Annotated in this window: 14 protein-coding genes; 7 read left to right on the top strand and 7 right to left on the bottom strand. The window is 34.9% G+C overall.

Annotation, left to right across the window (positions count from 1 at the left end; all coding sequences use genetic code 11):
- Window positions 1–246 precede the first annotated feature (246 nt).
- Entirely contained in the window at window positions 247–726 is a 480-nt protein-coding gene (locus TYM08_RS17495; RefSeq protein ID WP_422380437.1) for a TetR/AcrR family transcriptional regulator, read from the top strand.
- Here the strand turns inward: TYM08_RS17495 and rmuC are convergent.
- Window positions 713–2,260 (bottom strand): DNA recombination protein RmuC, encoded by a 1,548-nt coding sequence (gene rmuC, locus TYM08_RS17490; RefSeq protein ID WP_422380436.1) that lies wholly within the window; start codon window positions 2,258–2,260, stop codon window positions 713–715. The genes TYM08_RS17495 and rmuC overlap by 14 nt on opposite strands.
- Window positions 2,261–2,433: 173 nt before the next feature.
- Here rmuC and hemE point away from each other — a divergent pair, with 173 nt between their 5' ends.
- Window positions 2,434–3,498 carry a uroporphyrinogen decarboxylase gene (gene hemE / locus TYM08_RS17485; RefSeq protein WP_422380435.1) on the top strand — a complete coding sequence of 355 codons (1,065 nt, stop codon included), beginning with the start codon at window positions 2,434–2,436 and terminating at the stop codon, window positions 3,496–3,498.
- 78 nt (window positions 3,499–3,576) lie between these two features.
- The gene (gene radA / locus TYM08_RS17480; RefSeq protein WP_422380434.1) at window positions 3,577–4,959 is read left to right on the top strand and encodes a DNA repair protein RadA; all 1,383 of its coding nucleotides are present in this window, start codon (window positions 3,577–3,579) and stop codon (window positions 4,957–4,959) included.
- A 479-nt stretch (window positions 4,960–5,438) separates the two neighbouring features.
- Here radA and TYM08_RS17475 read toward each other — a convergent pair whose 3' ends face one another.
- Window positions 5,439–6,242, bottom strand: coding sequence for a Crp/Fnr family transcriptional regulator (locus TYM08_RS17475; protein WP_422380433.1), 804 nt, complete (start codon window positions 6,240–6,242; stop codon window positions 5,439–5,441).
- 539 nt (window positions 6,243–6,781) lie between these two features.
- On the opposite strand from TYM08_RS17475, the gene TYM08_RS17470 reads away from it, so the two are divergent.
- Entirely contained in the window at window positions 6,782–7,693 is a 912-nt protein-coding gene (locus TYM08_RS17470) for a hypothetical protein (protein WP_422380432.1), read from the top strand.
- Between the two features lie 19 nt (window positions 7,694–7,712).
- Here the strand turns inward: TYM08_RS17470 and TYM08_RS17465 are convergent, their stop codons facing one another.
- The 3 genes from TYM08_RS17465 to modA are packed head-to-tail and all read right to left on the bottom strand — an operon-like array spanning window position 7,713 to window position 10,197.
- Window positions 7,713–8,783 carry an ATP-binding cassette domain-containing protein gene (locus tag TYM08_RS17465; RefSeq protein WP_422380431.1) on the bottom strand — a complete coding sequence of 357 codons (1,071 nt, stop codon included), beginning with the start codon at window positions 8,781–8,783 and terminating at the stop codon, window positions 7,713–7,715.
- Window positions 8,783–9,469 carry a molybdate ABC transporter permease subunit gene (modB, locus tag TYM08_RS17460; protein WP_422380430.1) on the bottom strand — a complete coding sequence of 229 codons (687 nt, stop codon included), beginning with the start codon at window positions 9,467–9,469 and terminating at the stop codon, window positions 8,783–8,785. Before modB ends, TYM08_RS17465 begins: the two co-directional genes overlap by 1 nt.
- Window positions 9,466–10,197 carry a molybdate ABC transporter substrate-binding protein gene (gene modA, locus TYM08_RS17455; RefSeq protein WP_422380429.1) on the bottom strand — a complete coding sequence of 244 codons (732 nt, stop codon included), beginning with the start codon at window positions 10,195–10,197 and terminating at the stop codon, window positions 9,466–9,468. Before modA ends, modB begins: the two co-directional genes overlap by 4 nt.
- 140 nt (window positions 10,198–10,337) lie before the next feature.
- On the opposite strand from modA, the gene TYM08_RS17450 reads away from it, so the two are divergent.
- Window positions 10,338–11,726, top strand: coding sequence for a S41 family peptidase (locus TYM08_RS17450; RefSeq protein WP_422380428.1), 1,389 nt, complete (start codon window positions 10,338–10,340; stop codon window positions 11,724–11,726).
- A 14-nt stretch (window positions 11,727–11,740) separates the two neighbouring features.
- Window positions 11,741–12,295, top strand: a complete 555-nt coding sequence (locus TYM08_RS17445) for a hypothetical protein (protein WP_422380427.1) — start codon at window positions 11,741–11,743, stop codon at window positions 12,293–12,295.
- A gap of 39 nt (window positions 12,296–12,334) precedes the next feature.
- Here the strand turns inward: TYM08_RS17445 and TYM08_RS17440 are convergent, their stop codons facing one another.
- Together TYM08_RS17440 and TYM08_RS17435 are read right to left on the bottom strand one after the other, a co-directional pair.
- Window positions 12,335–15,127, bottom strand: coding sequence for a class I adenylate cyclase (locus TYM08_RS17440; protein WP_422380426.1), 2,793 nt, complete (start codon window positions 15,125–15,127; stop codon window positions 12,335–12,337).
- Window positions 15,127–15,729, bottom strand: coding sequence for an alpha/beta family hydrolase (locus tag TYM08_RS17435; protein WP_422380425.1), 603 nt, complete (start codon window positions 15,727–15,729; stop codon window positions 15,127–15,129). The genes TYM08_RS17440 and TYM08_RS17435 overlap by 1 nt, the downstream gene beginning before the upstream one ends.
- Window positions 15,730–15,968: 239 nt before the next feature.
- On the opposite strand from TYM08_RS17435, the gene TYM08_RS17430 reads away from it, so the two are divergent.
- Entirely contained in the window at window positions 15,969–17,426 is a 1,458-nt protein-coding gene (locus tag TYM08_RS17430) for a hypothetical protein (RefSeq protein ID WP_422380424.1), read from the top strand.
- Window positions 17,427–17,443: the final 17 nt, after the last annotated feature.

Genomic DNA, 17,443 nt, shown 5'->3' with positions numbered 1-17,443 from the left:
AGATAACGAGTTTGGTTGTCTTGCGAATTTACATAAGTTACATCTTACTTCGGTTACTATCCTTGATGAAATCAAATGCTACTATTAAGGATAGCATAAGTTAACATACTGAAAAGAAAAAAAACAAAACTACTTAATAAAATTAACAATTACTATCTGTTACAAATGTACACCGAATTACAATATTGTAACTGGCTGACCACTGTTAAATTATTCCTTCCTGAATATTAATAGTGAAGTAACCCGATGATTTCCAAAGACGCAATTTTAAATGCTTGCGAAAAATTAATTTTAGCAAATGAGCCCAAGGTGTCATTGCGAAAAATAGCGAGTCAAATAGGGTGTGCGCCACCTTCTATTTATTACTATTTTAAAAATAAAACTGAAATTTTACAGGCTTTATGGGACAGAGTGTTGGAAAATGCCCAACAACATATCTCTAGAAGTTATTCTGAAATTGAAGCTTATAATTTGTATATTCAGTTTTGGTTAAATCGTCCACTTGAATTTACAACGTTTGTAATGGAAAAAGAGCACGCCATTAACTTCAGTTTAAGTCCAGATTATGACTTGATATTAAGTCGATTGCATAAAGATGTGAATCAAGCTGAGGCAATCATTGCCATTGCTCATGGTGTAATAATCTATATTCTGCACCAAAACTTGGATGAAACAAAAAAACAATCCATAATTAAACAAAGCTCTTTGCTGATTACTCATCAATAGCTAACTCAACTTTATCAATGTCTAAATTAATTGGTTTGATTTCGGACATTGATTTATTCGCTTTACTTGAAAGTTGAGTGAACTTTTCAACCTTTCCAATCAATCCTTGTTTTCCAGAAACCGCTTTGATTGTGTCATTAAAATTATGACTCAGTGTTCCTATATTTTGGCCGACTTTATTGAGTCTTTCTGAAATTAAACATACATTATTGTAAATGTCTGCAGCGCGTTCACTTATCATTTTTGCTTCTTGATTGCCTTTTTGCATCATCCATAAATTTGCTACGGTTCTTAAAATGGGCATTAATGTTGTGTGGGATACTAAAATTACATTTTTTTGATAACCATAACTAAATAAACTCGAGTCAAATTTCATGGCTTCAATATAAGCAGGTTCAATCGGCATAAACATCAATACAAAACTTGGACTATTTATTTCTGGGAGTTTGTCATAGTCCTTTTTTGATAAATCGTCTATGTGATTTTTTATCGCTTTTATATGAGATTGCATGCTTAGATTGATCAATTCACGAGTGTCGGCACTGATCGCTTGATCATAAGCGACTAAAGACACTTTGCTATCTAAAATCATCTGTTTGTTATCAGGTAAATGAATAACAAAATCTGGATACTGATTCTTGCCAGTTGAAGTTTTATAGTGAGCTTGAGATTGATAATGTTCGTCCTTCATTAATCCAGCCATTTGTAATGTTTTTTCTAATTGAAATTCTCCCCAATTACCTGATAGTTTTTTATCACCTTTTAATGCTTTTGATAAAGTATCTGCCTCAGCACTCATTTGTAATCCAATGTCTAAAATCTTTTTGATTTCTAAATCGAGTGCGGTATGCCCTTTTATGGTTTGATCATGTACTTCGTTAATGCGTTTTTGAAATCCATCAATTTGCTCTTTAAAAGGTTGTAATAAATGGTTCAAAGATTGTTGGGAGCTTTGATTGAAATCTTGATTTTTTTGCGTAAAAATTTTATGGGCGATTTGTTCAAACTCTAATGTTAATTGAGATTTAGTTTCTAGGAATTGTTGTTTCTGTTCGGCAAAATTATTTTCTTTTTCAGTAAGGATGGTTTGTAATTCTGTAAATTGAGTGTGGGTTGTTTGATATTTTTCTTGTAAGGCAAGAAGTCGATCAGACAATAATTGCTCTCTTTTTAATGCGGATTGATTGGTGTTTTCTAAATTAATATTTTTTGTATGTAATGCACTTAATTGTATTTTTAACTGAGACTGAGCATGCCTTAGAGAATCCGTTTCTTGTTGAAGGCTTTGTATCTTGGTATTTAGTTGATTGATATCTGAAAGATTTCTTTGCAATAATTGTTGGTCAAAGCTGGCTTGGCTTGCATGAGTTGAAATGGATTGATTTAGCTCAATGATGTGATTTTCTAAGGTGCTAATGTGTGTTTGTTTGGAGCGGTTGGCAATAAAAAGGTAAATGCAGATTGCCCAGCCTAAAATAAGTAACAAAGCACAAACAGGTAAAATTGATGACGCATATTGTTCAAAAAGAGACATGGACAGCCTTTGAATGGTGTTGATAAAGAGAGTGCATTCTAGCATGGCTGAATGGGTGTCTACATCAATGTTTGAGTTGAATTTATAGGTTCGTGCAATAGTTGTGTGCAAGTTTGTGTCTTTCCAAGAATCCTTATGTATAATGCCCAAATCTTAAATTTTGGGGAATGATTTTGGCTGAATTACAAAACGATCGCTTTTTACGTGCTTTATTAAAACAACCTGTTGACCGTACGCCAATTTGGATGATGCGCCAAGCTGGACGTTACTTACCTGAATATCGTGCTTCACGCGCAGATGCAGGTGATTTTATGAGTCTTTGCAAAAACGCAGATTTTGCCTGTGAAGTGACTATGCAACCACTTCGTCGATTTGATTTAGATGCGGCGATTTTATTCTCTGATATTTTGACGATTCCTGATGCGATGGGTTTAGGTTTATATTTTGAAACCGGCGAAGGTCCAAAATTTGAAAAAGTAATCCGTACAGAAAAAGACGTAGCGGGATTGCAAAAAGTCAATGTGGCTTCTGATTTAGGTTATGTTACAAATGCAGTAAGCACGATTTCAAACGAATTGAACGGTAAGGTGCCTTTAATCGGTTTTTCAGGAAGTCCTTGGACGCTTGCTACCTACATGGTTGAAGGTGGATCATCTAAAGACTTTCGTCATGTAAAAGAAATGATGTATGCAACGCCAGATGTCATGCATCAATTATTAGATGTATTAGCCGACAGTGTAATTGATTATTTAAATGCGCAAATTGATGCAGGTGCACAAGCCGTACAAATCTTTGATACTTGGGGCGGTGCGTTAAGCCATGATTGTTATAAAGAATTTAGCTTGGCTTACATGAATAAGATTGTAAAAGGTCTTAAAAAAGAAGCTCGAGGAAGAAAAGTGCCTTGTATTATGTTTACTAAAGGCGCAGGTCAATGGTTAGAGGTGATGGCTGAGTCCGGTGCTGATGCTTTAGGGTTGGATTGGACGACGGATATTGCAAATGCACGTGCACGAATTGGCGATAAAGTAGCGCTGCAAGGGAATATGGACCCATCTGTATTGTATGCATCTCCTGCTAGAATTCGTGATGAAGTGGCTAAAATCTTAAAAAGTTATGGTAATGGATCGGGCCATGTATTTAACTTGGGTCACGGTATTCATCAGTTTGCAAACCCAGATCATGCAAAAGCATTTGTTGATGCAGTGGTTGAATTAAGTCCTGCTTACCATAAATAATAAGTAGCGATTGATATGCCCTTCATTTAAATATTTTAAATGAAGGGCTTTTTTATACCTGATGAAAAATAAAATAATATGGCTAAAGCAAAAGTAAAAACTCAATTTGTCTGCACCGAATGCGGTAGTGATTATTCAAAATGGCAAGGTCAGTGTTCAAGTTGCAAAGCTTGGGATTCCCTTAAGGAATTTAAAGAATCAGCTGGAACAGCCTCTCGCCATGCAAATTTTAATGGATTTTCAGGTCAAGTTGCTGATGTACAAACCCTTGGTGAAGTAAACTTGGCAGATCAACCGCGTTTTTCAAGTGGTAGTTCTGAATTTGATCGTGTGCTTGGTGGCGGTGTAGTGCCTGGATCGGCTGTTTTAATTGGTGGTGAACCTGGTGCAGGTAAATCAACGTTACTTTTACAAACATTGTGTCGACTAGCTCAAACTCATAGCGCGTTATATGTAACCGGAGAAGAATCTTTACAACAGGTTGCCATGCGTGCAAATCGCTTAGGGTTACCTGTTGATAAATTAAAAATTGCTTCTGAAACCAATGTGCAAGAAATTTGTAATTTAGCTACTTCCTTGAAACCTGCTATTTTGGTTGTGGATTCCATTCAAGTTGTGCATTCACCTGAAATTGAAAGTGCACCTGGATCTGTTTCGCAAGTAAGAGAATCTGCAGCGTACCTCACTCGTTTTGCAAAACAAACGGGTACGGTTTTATTTTTAGTTGGGCATGTGACAAAAGATGGATCACTTGCAGGTCCTAAAGTGTTAGAGCACATGATTGATTGCTCGATTATGCTTGAAGGCACCGCAGATTCACGTTTTAGAACCTTAAGGGGGATCAAAAATCGTTTTGGGGCGGTGAATGAATTGGGGGTGTTTGCCATGCTCGATTCCGGTTTAAAAGAAGTAAAAAACCCTTCTTCAATTTTTTTAAATAAGCAAAGTGATGAAACACCAGGCTCAGTTGTGACTACAATCTGGGAAGGCACAAGGCCGATGTTGATCGAACTGCAGGCGTTGGTTGATGATGCGCATTCGCCAAATCCTAAGCGTGTAGTGGTGGGTTGGGATCATCAGCGTTTGTCTATGCTGCTTGCCATTTTAAATCGGCACTGTGGCGTGTTTACAGGTGATCAGGATGTATATTTGAATGTAGTTGGAGGTGTGAAAATAAATGAAACCAGTGCCGACTTAGCTTCATTAGTCGCTGTGCTTTCTAGTTTGCGAAATAAGCCGGTTTCATCTCAATTGATTGTATTGGGGGAGTTGGGGTTAAGTGGGGAGGTGCGTCCTGTTGTAAGTGGCGAGCAAAGAATTCGTGAGGCTGCTAAACATGGATTTACTCGAGCAATTGTTCCCAAAGCCAATGCGCCTAAAAAAACAATCAGTGGGATCAAAGTGATAGCAGTGGATAAATTACAGCAAGCTTTAGATGCAGTTTGGGATGAAACTTATTGATAGTTGGGTGTTTGAATCTGTGTATGATGGTGTTTTGATTATGATGTGCATTTTTAAAAACTGTATTTAGATGATTTAAAAATAAGATAAAAAAATAGAGTAAAAGAGTAATGGCCAGCCCTGGCCATTTATGAAGACTCCGCATCAAATCCCCTCTCACTACTATTCCCCCATCGGTTCCGTATCAACCTAGCCCATCCTGGGATTCCATGTTATTGTTTGGTCATCGCCTTCCATGGCGTTTCAAAAAAATTCTTTTGATTCCTAATTGGTCGCTTTGCAAAATCTAGCAATATGAAACGTCTATCCTGTCCGTGTTTCTAGCAATCGACATCATGTCGACGAGGAGCATTGTTTCATAATTGGATGGGGGAAAAAGTAGGGAATCACCGTTAATCGTGTAGGACATTGTCCATTAGTGTAATTAAAGGTGATTTGCGTCACATTTTTTTAGAATTGTGATGTGTAATTGACGAGAACTAGATCATTACCTGATCTGTTTTTTCGATAACCTGTTCATTGAGTGATTTTATTTGTCGGGCCATGTTTTCAATTAACGTAATTGTTGTTTTAGGATGCGCTTGTACTAAATGAATAAAATCTTCCTTTGGCACAACTAAGACAGACGTGTCATCTTCACAAGCAATAACAGATGCGGTGCGTCTTTCGCCTGTAAATACTGCCATGGCTCCGAAAATTTCATCCTGCAGTACCGCGCCCACTTTAGTATCTTTTACATACACTTCAGCTGAGCCTTTTATGATCGTGTAAACCTCGGTGGCTAAATCTCCTTCAGTAATGATCTCATCACCTTTATTAAAAGTTAAGTAACCGGCATTTACCGGTTGTTTTGCTTTCACCCATTGAGATAAAAATAACGTGATAGCGGCATTAAATGTGACCAAATAACTTGTCCAAATGGCTTGAGTTTGAGTATCGGCTAGTACATGTCTTAAAAAGTCGTTTGCTTGATATACATCTAAAATTACGGGATCTTCACTTGAATAACTCATTTCATGTAAACCGTGAGCTTCATTTAGGCCGATAATATCGCCACTTTCATAATAAAAAATTGCAGTTTGTTCGTGTTTGGATTTCACTATGCCTTGACGAATAATGCAGATTTCATCTGGGGTGAAAAATTGCGTATCGATGGACTCGGTTGCAATTAAGTTTATTGTTCGGGCAGGTTGATTGATACCTGTAACTAATTTGTTGCTCAGTTGTGAAATTCGCTCCTGCAAATTTTCTAAAGCGTCAACACGCTCTCCAATAAAGTACATAATATCACCTCAAAAATTATTCAATCGATCAAGAAAATCAAAACCAATAAATCCATTGCTTATGCATTGTAGCAATGAGCAATTTAAACCCGCAAGAAATGAATTGCATTCCTTTAATTTAGTTAGTTGTGCTTGTAAAACTGATTATTCAACTAGTAAATCAAAATATACGCAGGGCAACAGTTAAACGCCTCACATTAAACGAACTGAAAATCGTATTTTCTGAATAACCGCACTTTATAAATAACCGAGCTTTATAAATAACCGCACTTTATAAAAAACCATAGTTTATAAAATCGTACATTATGAAAAATCCCTTTAAAAGTAGTACAAAACTGTGAAAAACGAGAAGTCTGTTATATTTTAATCATTTAAGTTGTGAAAAAAAGCACACTGTTGAGCTTTAGATGAACCTATATTTTTAATTTGATATATCTTAATAATGTAGAAAAGGTTTTTCCTCTAGCAGTATTTGTCTTTAACGTGGGGTTAATTGAGAAATTAGAGTGTCACAAATTACGATTCACGAGGGATTTGTTATGTTTGGTAATTTATTTAAGAAGTTTAAGTCACAATCTACCCAGATGGATGGAGCAAATTACTGCTTTAGTCCTTTGCGTACTTTGTATAATCACTACTCAGGTGATGCGGCTTTTATCAAACCTGTAAATATAGATGGATTTGAAGAAAAAGAAGTTAATTTGCAAAAAGCGTGGCCACTGTTAGATGTGACATCTTTACGTGGAAATACACAGTTAAAAGACGGGCAAAAACCCGTGTTATTTGATCCAGATATTGTGACACGCATAGAGGTGACTCATAAACGACTAGAGTTAATGTTTAGGGGGTTTTCAAACAAACTGGGTAAAAAAAATTATGATGAATACGAAAAACACACCAATACAATCGTTGAGCGATGCGGCGTGTTATTTCAGCAAAAAAAATTCGTATTCAATAGTGCTTTTAACTTGTTAGATAGAACGGAACAGTTTGAAGAACAATCGTACCATGATTTTGTAGACCAATTTTTAAATGAAAATCCAAAGGGATTTCGACATAAATTTGGTGAACTTGTTACTGAAGAGTTCAAAGCATATACAGCGATTAAGAAATTGTTGTCTACGCAACCGTACCAAAAAGCGGTCAAATTTTTATTAGTAAATCATGAACGAAACATTAGTAAGTTAAGTGGGGATGATCTTTTAGGTGAGATTTTAGTACGTAACTTTCATCAAAACGAAGGTGCCAGTGCGCTTGAGTCAGTTCATAAAGATGAATTGCTAAGACTTGAAAACAAAATCGAAAAAATTGCAAATGCATATTTTATTGCTTGGAAGAATCAACTCAATTTTATTTATGAGTGGTATCCAATTTTAAGTGCGGCGACATTAATAAAAGATGCACCTGAAAGAGTGCCAACATCGAAACTGGAAGAGGAAGCGTTGATTTAATTTATCGATGATATGGGTTTTAATTAAGGCTAATTGCTTTAATTTGAATCCATATTTTTTTTTCATGAGTTAATTGCAGCTGCTTAAACGAATGGTAACTTATTAAGCTATAAATGGGTTGTCCATTAATTTCAACATTAATCAATGTTGAGTTCTCTAAATGTGTACATTCAATAATCTGTGCTTCTAAAATATTTATGATGCTTGTGTGTGTTGGTAATTTTGTGCAAATACTGACGTCTTTTGCAAAAATTTTTACTCTTACCTCATTTGTTAGTTGATTAGTTTTCGTCGTGCGAATTGAAAAATAGTTATTACGTAGTGTGATGAGTCCATCGTTGTCCTCTTTTGTATCAACGTTCATATCAAAAATTGACGCAATATTATTAGGTTCGGAACTTTGAAAATACTGATTAATGATGTGTGATGAAAAAGGACTATCAAATATTTTTTTGCCGTTTTCAATGCATATAATCTGATCTGCAATATGAGTAATTTCCTCATAATTATGAGAAATATACAGAATTGGTATGTTTAATTCTGTTTTTAGTTTATTTAATGCAGTTAATATGACTTTTTTATGATGAGCATCCACTGCACTTAACGGCTCATCTAGTAGGATAATGTCGCTTTTTATTATTAATGCTTTAAATAATGCGACTCTTTGTTTTTCGCCACCTGAAAGCGCATCTGGAAACTTATTCATTAATTCAGTGATTTTTAAAAGTGTTTCTAATTTTTTAAATAGGTTTTGTTGCTTGTAGGGAATTAAATTAATATTTTGACTGACGGTTAAATGTGTAAATAAATTATCACTTTGAAAAGCAAAGGCAATATGCCTTTTATGTGTAGCAATATATGTGTTGTGGTTTTGCCAAACCTGTTTAATAGCAACGATGTTGTTCTTGTCGTTTTTCTTATGGTCTAATCCTGCGATTGCACGTAAAAGGGTGGTTTTACCCGCCCCTGAATTTCCAATAATACAGGTGATACCAAGTTTTACTTTAAATTCAATATCAAGATTAAACGATGCAAGGCTAGTTTGAATTTTTATAGTATTTTTTAATGTATTATTTATAGTTTTTTTCATTATTTTACACCTCCCCACACCATATTTTTTTGTTGATTAAATAAATATAAGGCGAATAAAATAATGAATGAAAATATTAGCATAAACAATGAAAGAAAGTGGGCTTGTTCATATTCTAATGCTTCGATATGTTCAAAAATTAAAAGCGAAACTAATTGAGTTTGCCCAGGTATATTCCCTCCAATAATTAATACTAATCCAAATTCACCTACAGTATGTGCAAACCCCAGAATAGCAGCGGTTAAAAACCCTAATTTTGCTTGAGGAACAACAATTTTAATGAATGTTTTCAAAGTAGATAAATGCATGACACTTGCTAATTCAAATGGATTATTGCCAAGAGCAGCAATGGAGTTTTGTATGGGTTGTAATACAAATGGTAAAGAGTAAATACATGATGCGATCACCAAACCTGTGAAGCTAAATAACCAAGTTCCTAGACCAAATTGTTCAGTGATTTGTCCTATGAATCCATTTGGGCCAAAGGCGATTAGTAAATAAAATCCGATGACTGTTGGAGGCAGTACAAGTGGTAAGGCAAAAATCGCATTAATGAATGGCTTTAGTGGATTGTGTGTACGTGCCAGCCAATATGCCAGTGGCGTGCTAATAATTAAAAGTAAAAATGTCACAGTGGCAGATAATTTGAAAGTTAATGCAATTGCGATCCATTGAGCTTCTGTCATTGCGAGTCCTTATAACCAAATTGATGTTTCACTATTTTTGCTTGTTCAGATTGTAAAAAGATCCAAAAAATACGGGTGTGTGGGTTGTCGTTCAATATCACCATGTCTTGTAATATCGGTGAATACAAAGCAGAGTCTACATGCCAAATATTTAAAGATGTAAGGGGAAATTGAGAAAGAGATGATAGTGCAACCAACCCCATTTCAACGGATTGGCTTTTTACATATTGTAAAACGCCAAGAACATTATTGGCCTGTATGATTTGTATATTGGGGTTTTCATAGTGATGAATCACTTCCATAGAAGCTTCGCCATAGGGTGCAATTTTGGGGTTTGCGATCGCTAACTTACCTTTAAAGGTCTTTAATGACTCATTATTTAGTGGTGTTTCAGAATATGACCAAAGCACTAACGTACCCTGTGCATAAGTATGAAGAGAATCTTTTATTGCATGACCGCTTGCAATTAATGCTAACGGCTTAGATTGGTCGGCAGATAAAAATAGGTCAAATGGTGCATTTTGCTGGATTTGGGCAAATAATTTACCAGAGGAGCCAATTACCATATTTACTTTGATTTTTGGATGCACGCGTTCAAAGTCATTAATCAAAATTTTAAGTGGCTCAGCAAAATTTGCAGCCACAGCAACAGTAACATCAAAGCTTTCAGCTCGAAGTTTCGTTTGGCAGCAAAATAACAATATAGTGAAAAATATGAATGAGCGCACAGGGTTTTTGCTCCAAATCAGAAGTGAGCTAGTTTAAATCAGATTGTTTCTTTTTGCACAACAATGTAAATTACCCAACTTTCTCACAGTATCTAATCGAAAAGGACATATACTGTATCGAGTTTTAAAGGGTTTAAATTATGTATCGTAAATATTCATCGGTTTTTATTGTTGTGTATGCCTTGTTGATCACTGCTTGTGATGAACCTGAAATTGCAGAACAATCTTGTACTTTAGAAGATAAAAATGAAGCGATTGTTTCAATTTTTGAGTCAGATTATCTATTTAATGAAGACGTTCAAGTGCCAGCTGATTATCAAGTTCTGCCATCTGCAGATTTGGTCGAAGCACTAAAGGTAAATGGAAAAGAAGACTTTAGTTTTTGGGTCGAAGACGCGGTTGCATTTGATCAGTCATTTGGGCAAGGAATAAGCACAGGTAAATTTGGTTTTAGACCAATCTATATAGAATCCGATACTGGAAATGTTGAGGATGACCGTTTAACTTTTTATGTAGTGGAAAAAAATTCTCCTGCATATGAAGCAGGCTTACGACGAGGCGATGCCATATTGTCAATTGATGGAATCAGCAAAAATGAAATATTTACGTTCCTAAAAAACAATGATGATGATAAAGATGTAGTGAATGCTTACCATATGTATTTATTTGGATATGATAATGAAAAGCAGTCTTTACATTTTGTTTGGCGCTCCAGCGAGGATTCAAGTGTATATGAAGCAACTATTGAGCGAGGCAGCTACACAACCAATGTGATTGAAACTTCAAGTGTCATAGATAACGCAGGTCAAACGACAGGATATTTTGCATATCGTTCATTTGCCAAATATAGCGCAGAAGAGTTGTATGATTCATTTGAGTATTTTAGTGATCAAAATGTTGATAATTTAATTTTAGATTTACGTTCAAATTCAGGTGGGTTGGTGTCTTTAGCCACTGCAATTGTAAATAGTTCATTAAACGCAAGAAACTCCCATTCCCAACTGCCAATGCTAAATTATGAGTTTAATTCACTTCAAAGTATTAATAATCGTACTTTTAGTTTTTGGGATAACACATATGATATTGGCGCGTCTGAAGTAGTTGTTCTAATTGATAGTGGTAGCTGCTCTGCATCTGAATTGGTGATTAATATGATGCTTCCTTATGCAAATGTAACGGTAATCGGCGATCATGCAAGTTGTGGTAAGCCCTTCGCTATGCCTCAAATTCCTATCTGTGGAAGTATTCTGTTTCCAGTTACTATGCAAATGACCAATGCAAACAATGAAGGAAATTATATAAATGGTTTTAATCCAGACTGCGTGGTAGCAGATACGTTGATGTATAATTGGGGAAATGTGAATGACCCTCAAATAGATGAAGCGTTGCATATATTAAATGGTGGAAGTTGCCGTACGCAAATGGAAGCGGTGGCTTTAGAATCTAGAAATTTAAAAAAATCTAACAAACACTTTCAATCATCAACGTATTTGGATTATGAAAATTCAAACTCAATTCTAATAAAATAATTTAAGTAAAAAATATGACAAATGATGTGCCAGAGCAACCAGAGCTTAATGAATCCGTTAAAAAGTGTTCGTTATTGAAACAACCTACATTTTACTTTGTTTGTGTCGCGTTTTGTTTGTTTGTGTATGCACAGTGGCCAAAGACAAAAACAGACAGTTATATACAATCCATTGGGGATTCAGAATATCAAATAGATTTTATCAAAAAACCAAATATTGAAAATGTTAAAGAGCGTGATTTATGGTTATATAGCGCATCAGTTTCAGGTGTTAAATTTGCTGTACGATTCCAACAATCTAGCCCTAATCTTACTTTAGATGCACTGCAAAAAATGGCGTTAAGTAGTTTTGATCAAGCAAATCAAACATTCGAATTTGTAGTCTCAGAGCCTGCTCAATATGAAAAAGGATTTTTTTGGAGTGTGTCTGATGAAAAAGGAAGAGTCAGAGAATCTCTATGGGTATTAGATAAAAAAGGTTGGATGGAGATCATTACAATATTTGATAATAATAAAAAAGGACATGAAGAATTAGCCATTGCTTATTCAGATTCGTTATCAAAATTTTAATAGAGATATGAAGTATAAAGCGAATAGAAATAACCTGTATTACTCCAAACTGTTTAAGGATTTTTTAATTTCAATAGCTTGATTTAGTCTTTGCTCAATACTCAATTTATGTTTTAAATAATAGACCGTTGAATCATTAGCATTATTAAGTGTGTTACTTAGCGCTAATGAATTGATATAAATCCAATAACTGGCTTTTTCTGTACGCAGTGTAATTAAATACTCGGCTGCTTTTGAAAATACAGATTCGTCATAATCAAAACTATGGAATTGTTTGTCATTAATGTTGATGCTGTAAATTAAATTTTGATGTGCATCTTTGTCTAAAAAAATATTAACATCAAAGGGTTGTGGCATAAGTACATTGTCAGGTACTTGTACAGGGTGAATCAGTGTTTCTTTTAAATTGTATTCAATTTTATAAAATTCTGTAAATGTATGGGTGGCATTATTTTTTGTATTATAAATGAATTGGTCTAATGATTTTATTAATGTTGTAAAGTTAGTATGGTTAGATTTATACCTTAAAATATGATCGGACTCATCAATAATATAAACCAATATTTGGCTGGATATATGCTCAATAAAAACTGTTATAGAATCTGTTTGATGAAGTTTATTCAGCTTGGGAGTTAAAAGTTTTTCACTGCATTTTTTTTCAAAGTAAATCTGAGTAGATTTTATTTTATTGTTATTTAAAAAATCAAATAACATCACTTCATGTTTGCAGTTCTCAACAAAATATTTCCCATCTTGTTTTGATATGATTGTTAAAAATGATCGAATATTTAGTATAAACTGGCTGTTGTTTTGTTGAAAAAAAGAGTGTCTTATTTGTAAAAATAAAGACTCAAACCTTTCTTGAATATATTGATTTTGTGTGTTGCAACCAACATGAATCGAAGGTTGTACCCAATTGTGGTTGTCTGTAATGATATTTAAATAGTGTTTGATACATTGAGCAAGCGCTTCTTGGGATTCAAAGTGAAAGGTGTAGGTTTCATTCCAGGAATTTTGAATAATAATATCGATCGTTTCAATTAGATTGTCGTGTTGGGCGCTAAAATTAAAGCTGTCATTCAAATGTGAAAGTTTGAGTAGCCCTTTTTGTGATAATTCTGCTAGCGGTTCATTCAGAGCATTAATTAAAATAGTAATATTTTTAATGGAAGATTTACTTTCAAATTCTTCATGCTTGCTTCTTTTGTTAAATGGCTGAATGTGATTGTTGAATATTAAATAAAGTTGGGATTGTTTTTGTTTGTCTATTTGATGAGAACTGCTTGAAAAACCAATATGCTTGTTATCAATAAACAATCCGTTCATGTACAGCCAAAGCCAAATATCTACTAATGAAAAGCTGCGTTTAATTGGAGTGGGCAATTTTTCACTGTTAATATCAATTGGGTGTTCGTACACAGACCAAATGCTTTGTTGGGTTTTTTTTGTTTTTACTTCATATATATAAGTGTTGCAATGAGTCACATCTTTACAAATACCGGGATTGATTAGGTCAATCTTCTCATTTTTTTTGTCAAATACTGAGTATAATTTCCGACTTAATATATTTAAGTCAGTATCGCTTAATTTAATATTTTGTTTATGACATTTTTTACTTAATAATCTATGACAATATGAAAGCTCATTTAAAACGGATTTTTTTTCATTTAGAATGTTTTGAATGGACCACTGGGCTCGATTATCTAACGTTTTTATGTCATCCGCAGTCCATTGCCAATTTTCAATAAGTTCAGAAATAACCGATCGGCGCCAGTTTTTTACTTTCGAGTTAGAAATTGAAAGTTTTAAATTTAATTTTAGATAGATAGATTTTCGAAAAATGGATAACCGTTGAGTTTGGTTTGTTCTTTTATAATAGTTTTCGACCATTTCATAAAGTAATAAATACGCGTCAAGTTGATTTAAATTTATGGTGTTTTGATGAATGCGTTGTTTGAATTCTTGACTTAATAAAATCAATTCATGGTTTTCTTGGACGTAATATTCTAAAAGTATGGACTTTAATATTGATTTATAAGGAGAGTCAATGGCTTTACAAAGTTGCCAAACACTAGCGCCATATAACTCTTCTATTGCAAGAGGCATCGTTGATCCAAGATCAATTGTTTCTCGGTATCCCAAGCTGCCTTTGTCATTTAACGATTTTACGTATTGTTCATATTCTAATTCTTTATCGCAAGGTACTAGCCACCAAACAGGGTAGCTGCCGCAAATCAAAATACAACTGCGGTAAAATTCATCTAATAATAATAAATGCTGCGCACTTCCTGAATGTTCAGAGCTGAGTTTTCCTACTTTTTTTGCTTTAAAATCTTCTGCACTCATAATAAAAAAATGCACTTCTAAATTAAACTTTTCTGCCCAGGACTCTATTTTTTCCGCTTTTTGCTCCAGATTATAAATGTGTTGTGCGGGTATATCTTGTTTATGAATGAGCCAAAAATCTAAGTCACTTTGGGAATTTTGAGCAATGCTGCCACAACTGCCCATAACAAATAAACTGCAAAGGTCAGCATCGTGTACAAACTTAGGAGAATAGTTAAAATTACGATTAAAGGATTTTAAACTATCGACTTGTTTAATTGTGGGTTTGAATCCATGAAATCCACAGGGGGTCGATTCGTCCACAAATCCGGGTAAAAATGAGTGATTAATATGAAATAGCAGCGAAATAGTTTCAAGAATAAACTGTTGTTTAAATGATAATTGATCAAGACAACGCTGATAGCGTCCTTGATTGACGCGAAAAAAACGTTGCTTAATCGTATGTATGTCTTGCTCAAGGCAGATTATATTGTTTTTTGAACTCATTAATTGAGTATAGTTGCCTCTTCCAAAATATCGCGCATTTTTTTGGTAATGTGATCTATGGTTTGTTGTGTGGATCTGTTTAGGCATTTGAGTATTTTAAAATCGTGATCCGCCCCATCTATCCAGTGTATGTGAATATTTGAAGGTAATTTTAGGGGATCGATTTGTTCGGGCTTGCCAAAACAGTCTCTGGTGCCTTGAAATATATGAACCTGTGCCTGAATATTGTCGAAATGCTGGATTCTTGGAGTATCTTTTTTGGGAGCAAAAAAAGGATACCCCCATACAAATACATGTTTAATGTTCAAATAATCAAATTCCCGATCTGCCGCAAGCATGGTTGCCACTCTGCCTCCCATAGATTTGCCAGCAATACAAGTTGTGCCCTGTTTAATGTTATTGGCAAACTGAAGTTTGAGTTTGTCCATTTTTTCAGGAGGGCGTCGTTTTTTAGTCTTGAGAATTGTTTCCATGTAGTCAAAATTAAAAGCGTTCACGTCAAATGCGTTTAATTTTAGGCTTTGAATTAATGATTGTAAAAATAATGACTCAATGGAAGCGCCAGCGCCATGGGTAAGGGTTAGTAAAGATGGGGTGCTCATATTTTAAAAATGACTTATAGGTTTCAAAAATACAAAATACTAACATTTATGAAACTAAAATACTTTGGTGTACAGCGCCCTTAAATGCTCATTTTGTATCTTAAAATAGAAATTAGAGTGTGTGTTAACAGATTATTTGGTGTTGTGTAATTACAATTTAATCGTTACCTTGTTCGTGCAAATCTGATCAAGATGTACGGATTTAAAATTATTTTGGAAATTCAATTAAGGGGAAAAACATGGGTCAATTTAAATTGCCAGCTTTGTGTGTTGCTATAACAGCAGCAAGTTTATTAACGGTGTCTTGTGAAGAAGATACCCAATCACTAAAAGTGGAAATCGATTCAAACATTGCGCCAATTAATCAAGAAATTAAAGCGATGACAGATTTGAATCAAGGCATGAATAATTTAAGCAGTGGCATTGCCGCTCCAGCTGCAAATGTCACAACTAATTTAGACAGTGCGGTTTCAATTATGAGTTCCATGTCCATTATGGGTTCATTTTTTGGCTCTGACGAGGAGTTTGACGACGATACTAGTTCAATGAACAATGAATCAAACAGTATTATGTCAAGAGCGCTCAACAGTGCAGTGTCGGCAAAGGCTGCAAATGATTCGATGGAAGATACGATCAATGGCTTATTTGATGTGGCTAACGCAACAGCGGATTTATCAACCAACACAATTTCAGTTGGTGTGAATACTGACAATTTATGTGACACAGGTGATACAGATTGTTTAACTGTATTGGATAATGTGGTGTTGCAAATTCAAGTGATCAACAATGTTGCAGGTATTATTACCGTAACTTACAGCGGTTACGAGCCTTTTGAGTTTTCATATGCCCCTGATTATCTTGCAATGTTAGTGGATTTAGGTGAATTAAAAGCAGCAGGTTTAGCAATTGACACTGAATTGGGAACGGATAATTTTTCTGAGGTGCCGGCTACTTTTGATGGTCAGTTTGCGATTTCTGTTGCTGCAAGTGCCGATCAAGCAACGGTGATGAGCTGGATTCCACAAATGATTCAAATTGGTGATAGCACCAATGTTATATCAGTCGATGCGACTTCAAATTTAAGCACGTTTGCATTAGATGCTGTGTTGGAAACCATCCAAATTACTTCTAGTATGAATGCTATTATTGGCCAATTTACAGGTGATTCTGGCGAAGATGTGAGTATTAATTTTGGTGGAGCCAATTTTGATTTATTAATCGACGGAATTAACGAAACAGCCACAATCACAAATTCGAACTTAGCTGGGTTGAGTTTCTCATTAGATGGCGATGTATTGCTTTCTGCAATGGTAGCAAATTTTAGTGCTCAGTATACTGAATCAGATGAAACCATTTCATTAACCACGGCTTTTGATGCAATGCTTGAATTTACAGATGTTTTTTTATCGGATGAAACTGATGACGGAACAACTGTTACTTATGTTGAGTCAACGGCTAATGTCGATTTTAACTTAGATATGACTTCAGGTACGCAGTTAACTTCAGTAAATGATGAATTAACCGTTCAAGCTGGAAGTGTTACGTTAGATGGACAAATTATTGTGACAGAAGAGTGTGAGCAAACTTGGCCAATTAATGATGAGTATGATGTAACCTATCACCCTTGTACGTCAGGTGGTCCCACAACCACTGTGAGTGAAACCTTCATGGCGGGTGAAGTTATTGCTATTGACTAATAACTAACCAAACAAAA

It is taken from the genome of Marinicellulosiphila megalodicopiae (genome assembly GCF_045862395.1).
Taxonomy (GTDB): Bacteria; Pseudomonadota; Gammaproteobacteria; order Pseudomonadales; family Natronospirillaceae; genus Marinicellulosiphila; species Marinicellulosiphila megalodicopiae.
This window is presented reverse-complemented; position numbering and strand designations above follow the sequence as displayed.

Bases quoted from the DNA above. Each gene is read 5' to 3' on its own strand.
- TYM08_RS17430 (WP_422380424.1), top strand. From the start codon at position 15,969: ATGGGTCAATTTAAATTGCCAGCTTTGTGTGTTGCTATAACAGCAGCA.
- TYM08_RS17470 (WP_422380432.1), top strand. From the start codon at position 6,782: ATGTTTGGTAATTTATTTAAGAAGTTTAAGTCACAATCTACCCAGATG.
- TYM08_RS17465 (WP_422380431.1), bottom strand. From the start codon at position 8,783: ATGAAAAAAACTATAAATAATACATTAAAAAATACTATAAAAATTCAA.
- rmuC (WP_422380436.1), bottom strand. From the start codon at position 2,260: ATGTCTCTTTTTGAACAATATGCGTCATCAATTTTACCTGTTTGTGCT.
- TYM08_RS17445 (WP_422380427.1), top strand. From the start codon at position 11,741: ATGACAAATGATGTGCCAGAGCAACCAGAGCTTAATGAATCCGTTAAA.
- TYM08_RS17440 (WP_422380426.1), bottom strand. From the start codon at position 15,127: ATGAGTTCAAAAAACAATATAATCTGCCTTGAGCAAGACATACATACG.
- TYM08_RS17475 (WP_422380433.1), bottom strand. From the start codon at position 6,242: ATGTACTTTATTGGAGAGCGTGTTGACGCTTTAGAAAATTTGCAGGAG.
- TYM08_RS17495 (WP_422380437.1), top strand. From the start codon at position 247: ATGATTTCCAAAGACGCAATTTTAAATGCTTGCGAAAAATTAATTTTA.
- radA (WP_422380434.1), top strand. From the start codon at position 3,577: ATGGCTAAAGCAAAAGTAAAAACTCAATTTGTCTGCACCGAATGCGGT.
- modB (WP_422380430.1), bottom strand. From the start codon at position 9,469: ATGACAGAAGCTCAATGGATCGCAATTGCATTAACTTTCAAATTATCT.
- TYM08_RS17450 (WP_422380428.1), top strand. From the start codon at position 10,338: ATGTATCGTAAATATTCATCGGTTTTTATTGTTGTGTATGCCTTGTTG.
- TYM08_RS17435 (WP_422380425.1), bottom strand. From the start codon at position 15,729: ATGAGCACCCCATCTTTACTAACCCTTACCCATGGCGCTGGCGCTTCC.